7 protein-coding genes are annotated in these 5,590 nt (G+C 69.6%); 5 read left to right on the forward strand and 2 right to left on the reverse strand.

Annotation, left to right across the window (positions count from 1 at the left end; genetic code table 11):
* The 5 genes from AC2H6A_RS17510 to cynS form a co-directional block, all read left to right on the forward strand.
* A partial coding sequence (locus AC2H6A_RS17510; RefSeq protein ID WP_484275004.1) for a cyclic nucleotide-binding domain-containing protein occupies positions 1 to 566 on the forward strand: 566 nt, incomplete at its 5' end.
* Between the two features lie 213 nt (positions 567 to 779).
* Entirely contained in the window at positions 780 to 2,189 is a 1,410-nt protein-coding gene (locus AC2H6A_RS17515) for a CmpA/NrtA family ABC transporter substrate-binding protein (protein WP_484275005.1), read from the forward strand.
* 16 nt (positions 2,190 to 2,205) lie between these two features.
* Positions 2,206 to 3,054 (forward strand): nitrate ABC transporter permease, encoded by an 849-nt coding sequence (gene ntrB, locus AC2H6A_RS17520; RefSeq protein WP_484275006.1) that lies wholly within the window; start codon positions 2,206 to 2,208, stop codon positions 3,052 to 3,054.
* Between the two features lie 3 nt (positions 3,055 to 3,057).
* A complete protein-coding gene (locus AC2H6A_RS17525; RefSeq protein WP_484275007.1) occupies positions 3,058 to 3,948 on the forward strand; it encodes an ABC transporter ATP-binding protein in 891 nt (296 codons plus the stop codon).
* Positions 3,945 to 4,388 (forward strand): cyanase, encoded by a 444-nt coding sequence (gene cynS, locus AC2H6A_RS17530; RefSeq protein WP_484275008.1) that lies wholly within the window; start codon positions 3,945 to 3,947, stop codon positions 4,386 to 4,388. Before AC2H6A_RS17525 ends, cynS begins: the two co-directional genes overlap by 4 nt.
* 57 nt (positions 4,389 to 4,445) lie before the next feature.
* On the opposite strand, the gene AC2H6A_RS17535 is transcribed toward cynS, so the two are convergent.
* Entirely contained in the window at positions 4,446 to 5,003 is a 558-nt protein-coding gene (locus AC2H6A_RS17535) for a cob(I)yrinic acid a,c-diamide adenosyltransferase (RefSeq protein WP_484275009.1), read from the reverse strand.
* Between the two features lie 46 nt (positions 5,004 to 5,049).
* On the reverse strand, positions 5,050 to 5,590 hold a 541-nt coding region (gene uraD / locus AC2H6A_RS17540), incomplete at its 5' end, for a 2-oxo-4-hydroxy-4-carboxy-5-ureidoimidazoline decarboxylase (protein WP_484275010.1).

Raw genomic sequence — 5,590 nt, forward strand, 5'->3', positions numbered from 1 at the left:
CCCAGCCCCCCGAGGGGGCGCTCGCCCCAGCCCGCCGCACCCCTCACGATCGCCTGCTCGCGGCCGGCCTCGCGCCGATCGGGCCGGCGGCGGAGTTTGCCGATGACATCCATCGGCTGATGGCCGACACCCCGCTGTTCGCCGGCCTCGACATCGACCAGAGCCGCCGTCTGGCCGGGCTGATGTTCGTCTACGAGGCCCATCCGGGCACCGAGATGATCGGCGAAGGCGATACCGGCGATTTCCTCATGCTGCTGATGAGCGGGCTGGCCGATGTGCTGCGGCGCAATCGCCACGACTACCCGGCGCGCATCGCAGTGGCCAGCCCCGGCCACTGCCTGGGCGAGATGTCGCTGTTCGACGGTGAGCCGCGCTTTGCGTCCTGCGTGGCGCTCGAGCGCTCGCGCATCGCCGTGCTCACCCGCGATGCCGTCCAGCGGGTGCTCGCCGACGATCCGGTGCTCGGCAACAAGATCCTGCTGCGCACCGTGCAGCTGCTCTCCGAGCGGCTGCGCCAGACCAGCGCCAAGCTGGTCACCTTCCTCGACGCCGCGCGCGACACCTGAGCGGCCAGTCCGCGCGGGCGCCCCGCCCGCGCCAGTCACATCCCGGTGCGGGAACGCACCACGGCGGGGATTGGCCCGATGCTACCGGCCCCCTGGCCGGCCGACGGTGTGCCCCCGGGTGGCCTCGCGCCATGGCACAGCTCTTGCAACTGCCGTCCCGTCCGACCCGGCTGGCCGCCTGCCCAGCCGGGCCTCAGCCAGCGGGAGTCAGCCATGTCCGATCTCTACGGTCCCTACGATGCCTATCGCCGCCTGGGCCCTGCCTGCGCCCGGTGCGGGGTGTTCCATGCCGGCGATGCCCATCCCGAGTCTGCCGCGAGTTCCGCGCCCGCGGCCATCACGGCCTCGGCCCAGGCCGGGGCGCCACCGTCCGCGGAGACGCTCTCGGCGCAGTTCGTCGAGGCGGTGCTGGTCAAGGCCCTGATGCCCGACGACGGGCTGCGCCGCCGCTTCCTGCAGGCAGTGGGTGCGAACACCGCGCGCGCGGCGATCGCCAGTGTGCTGCCGCTGGGCGCCATGCAGGCGATGGCCCAGGAGAAGGCGCCGCTCGAGAAGAAGGATCTCAAGCTCGGCTTCATCGCGATCACCTGTGCCACACCGCTGATCATGGCCGACCCGCTCGGCTTTTACCGTCGTCAGGGGCTGTCGGTGCAGCTCAACAAGACCGCGGGCTGGGCGCTGATCCGCGACAAGATGATCAACAAGGAGCACGACGCCTCGCACTTCCTGTCGCCGATGCCGATTGCGATCTCGATGGGCCTGGGCTCGGTGGCGCAGCCGATGAACGTGGCCACCATCCAGAACATCAACGGTCAGGCGATCACGCTGCATGTGAAGCACAAGGACAAGCGTGATCCGAAGTCGTGGAAGGGCTTCCGCTTCGCGGTGCCCTTCGAGTACTCGATGCACAACTTCCTGCTGCGCTACTACGTGGCCGAGCACGGACTCGACCCCGACCGCGACATCCAGATCCGGGTCACGCCGCCGCCCGAGATGGTGGCCAACCTGCGCGCCGGCAACATCGACGGCTTCCTCGGGCCCGATCCCTTCAACCAGCGTGCGGTCTACGATGAGGTCGGCTTCATCCACCTGCTCTCCAAGGAGATCTGGGACGGCCATCCCTGCTGCGCCTTCGGGGTCTCGGAGGCCTTCATCCAGCAGAACCCGAACACCTTCGCGGCGCTCTACCGTGCCGTGCTCGAAGCCGCCGCCATGGCCCGCGATCCGAAGCACCGGCCGCTGATCGCCAAGGTGATCTCGCCGGCGGCCTACCTGAACCAGCCCGAGACCGTGGTCGAGCAGGTGCTCACCGGCAAGTTCGCCGATGGCCTGGGCGCGGTGCGCACCGTGCCCGACCGCGCCGACTTCGACCCCGTCCCCTGGTACTCGATGGCGGTCTGGATGCTCACCCAGATGAAGCGCTGGGGCTACATCAAGGGCGATGTCGCCTACAAGGACATTGCCGAGAAGGTCTTCCTGCTCACCGACGCGAAGAAGCGCATGAGCGAGCTCGGCCAGAAGACGCCCGAGGGCGGCTATCGCCGCTTCAAGGTGATGGGCCGCGAGTTCGATCCGGCGAAGGCGGCCGAGTACGCGGCCAGCTTCGCGATCCGCCGCGGTTGAGCGGGCCCGCGTCGACATGTCCGCCAGCCTCAACCTGAAAGCGGCGCTGCTCTCGCTGCTGCTGCTTGCCTGCCTGCTCGGCGCCTGGCATCTCGGCACCGCGCCGGCCGAGCGCTCGCCGGCCAGCGCCGCCCAGGACGAGTACGCCAAGCTGATGGGCCGCGCGAGCGGCGCCGCCAAGAGCGGGGGCCTGCCCACGCTCGCGCAGATGGGCGAGACCATCGCCCGGCATCTTGCCGATCCCTTCTACGACAACGGCCCCAACGACAAGGGCATCGGCATCCAGGTGGGCCACTCGCTGGCGCGGGTGGGCGCGGGCTATGGACTGGCCGCGCTGCTGGCCATCCCGCTGGGCTTCCTGATCGGAATGTCGCCGCTGGTCTACCGGGCGCTCGATCCGTTCATCCAGGTGCTCAAGCCGATCTCGCCGCTCGCCTGGATGCCCCTGGCGCTCTACACCATCAAGGACGCAGCGATCTCGGGGATCTTCGTGATCTTCATCCGCTCGATCTGGCCGATGCTGATCAACACCGCCTTCGGCGTGGCCGGCGTGCGTCGCGAGTGGCTCAATGTGGCCCGCACGCTGGAGGTGACGCCCCTGCGCCGCGCGCTGCGGGTGATCCTGCCAGCGGCCGCACCCACCATCCTCACCGGCATGCGCATCTCGATGGGCATCGCCTGGCTGGTGATCGTGGCCGCCGAGATGCTGGTGGGCGGCACCGGCATCGGGTACTTCGTCTGGAACGAGTGGAACAACCTCTCGCTCACCAACGTGATCTTCGCGATCCTGCTGATCGGCGTGGTCGGCATGCTGCTCGACGCGGCCTTCGCGCGGCTGCAGCGCGCGGTCACCTGGCGGGAGTAGCGCATGGATGCCTTCCTGTCGGTGCAGGGTCTGGGCAAGACCTATGCCGTGGCCGGTCGCCCCGCGCCCGCGCCGGTGTTCGAGTCGGTGAGCTTCGGCATCGAGCGCGGCGAGTTCGTCTGCATCATCGGCCACTCCGGCTGCGGCAAGACCACCATCCTCAACATCCTCGCCGGCCTCGAGCAGGCAAGCGAGGGCTATGTGTTCATGGATGGCCGCGAGCTGCGCGGGCCCAGCCTCGATCGCGGCGTGGTGTTCCAGGGCCATGCCCTGATGCCCTGGCTGACCGCGCTGCAGAACATCGCCTTCGCGGTGCAGTCACGCTGGCCCGACTGGTCGCGTGCCCGCATCGAGGACCACGCCCGGCGCTTCGTGGCGCTGGTGGGGCTGGAGGGTGCCGAGCACCGCAAGCCGGCGGAACTGTCCGGTGGCATGAAGCAGCGGGTGGGCATCGCCCGCGCCTTCGCGATCCAGCCCCGCATGCTGCTGCTCGACGAGCCCTTCGGCGCGCTCGACGCGCTGACCCGCGGCGTGATCCAGGACGAACTGCTGCGGATCTGCGCCGAGACCCGCCAGACGGTGTTCATGATCACGCACGATGTCGACGAGGCGATCCTGCTCGCCGACCGCATCCTGCTGATGAGCAACGGCCCGCGCGCGCGGGTGGCCGAGGTGGTGCGCAACACCATGCCGCGTGAGCGCACCCGACTGAGCATCCACCACGATCCGCAGTACTACCGCATCCGCAACCACCTGGTCGACTTCCTGGTGCACCGCTCGCGGCTGATCCAGCAGGGCGCGGCCGACGCGGCCAGCGCCGGCGGGCAGGGCGTGCCCCGCGAGGTCAGCCCCGGACTCGACACTTCGCCAACCTCCCCGGAGATACCCGCATGAACCGCAACGACATCACCGAGAAGATCTACGAGACCAAGGTCCGCAAGGGCATCAAGTGGGCCGATGTGGCCGCCAAGGTGGGCCAGAGCAAGGAGTGGGTGACCGCGGCCTGCCTTGGCCAGATGACCATGACCGCGGCGCAGGCCGCGGTGGTGGCCAAGATCTTCGGGCTGACCAAGGAGGAGGCCGCCTGGCTGCAGGTGGTGCCCTACAAGGGTTCGCTGCCCACCGCGGTGCCCACCGACCCGCTGATCTACCGCTGGTACGAGATCGTCAATGTGTACGGCACGACGATCAAGGAGCTCATCCACGAGGAGTTCGGCGACGGCATCATGAGCGCGATCGACTTCTCCATGGACATCGTGCGCGAGCCCGATCCGAAGGGCGACCGCGTGAACGTGGTGCTCAGCGGCAAGTTCCTGCCGTACAAGACCTACTGAACCCGGGGCCCCACCCAGCCGGGCGCGGCTGCCGCGCCCTCTGGCGGTGCCGGGCGTTCAGCCCGGCTTGTTGCGGCCCTGCTGCCAGAGCACGTCGCTGCCGCCGGCATGCCGGTTGAGCACCCGCGAGAGCACGAAGAGCAGGTCGGACAGCCGGTTCAGGTACTGCCGGCAGGCAGGTCGCACCGTTTCGGCTGCGCCCAGCGCCACCACCGCGCGCTCGGCGCGCCGGCACACCGTGCGCGCCACATGCGCGATCGCCGCCGGCCGCGAGCCGCCGGGCAGGATGAATTCCTCAAGCCGCGGCAGCGTGGCGTTGTGGGTGGCGAGCAGGGCGTCGAGCCGCGCCACCTGGGCGTCGCTGACATTCTCGTAGCCCGGGATGCACAGCTCGCCGCCCAGATCGAACAGATCGTGCTGGATGTCGGTGAGTGCCTCGCGCACGGCCTCGGGCAGCGGCTCGGTGATCAGCAGCCCGATGGTCGAGTTGAGCTCGTCGACATCGCCGAGCGCGGCCACCCGCAGGCTGTCCTTGGGCACGCGGCTGCCGTCGCCCAGGCCGGTGGTGCCGTCATCGCCGGTGCGGGTGGCGATCTGTGTGAGTCTGTTTCCCATGGCGGCGGTGTCTGTCCGGAAGAAGAGGGCCTGCGGGCGTGTCCGCTCAGGCGGCGAGCAGGTCGGTGAGCCGAAGCCGCGCGATCTGGCCGATCTGGGCCAGCGCGTTGTGCAGTTCCTGTTCGCGCTGGTTGTGCAGACGGGCGCGCAGGGTGCCGAAGATCGCCTCGCGGCTGTTCAGGCGGGCGCAGATGATGAACGGGAAGCCGAAGCGCTCGGCATAGCGCCGGTTGAGCTCGGCGAGTTCGGCGCGCTGCCCGGCGTCGAGCAGACCCAGCCCCGCGGCGGCCTGCTCCTGCGTGGAGGCCGCGGTGAGGGTGCCTGCCTGCGCCTCGCGGCCGGCGAGCTCCGGGTGGGAAGCGATCAGCGCGAGCTGCTCCTCGGGGCTGGCGGCCTGCACCACGCCCCAGAGGGCGAGCAGCAGGTCGGTATCGCTGGCGAAGGGCCGGCGCTGGAAAGCGCGCTGCGCGATCCAGGGCGAATGCTCGTAGACCGCGCCGAAGGCGGCCGAAAACGCTTCCGGCGTCATCGCGTTGATCTGCGCGAGGGTGGTCATGGCGGGCTCTTCAGGGTCTGCGATCGGTCTG

This window comes from Quisquiliibacterium sp. (assembly GCF_982640115.1).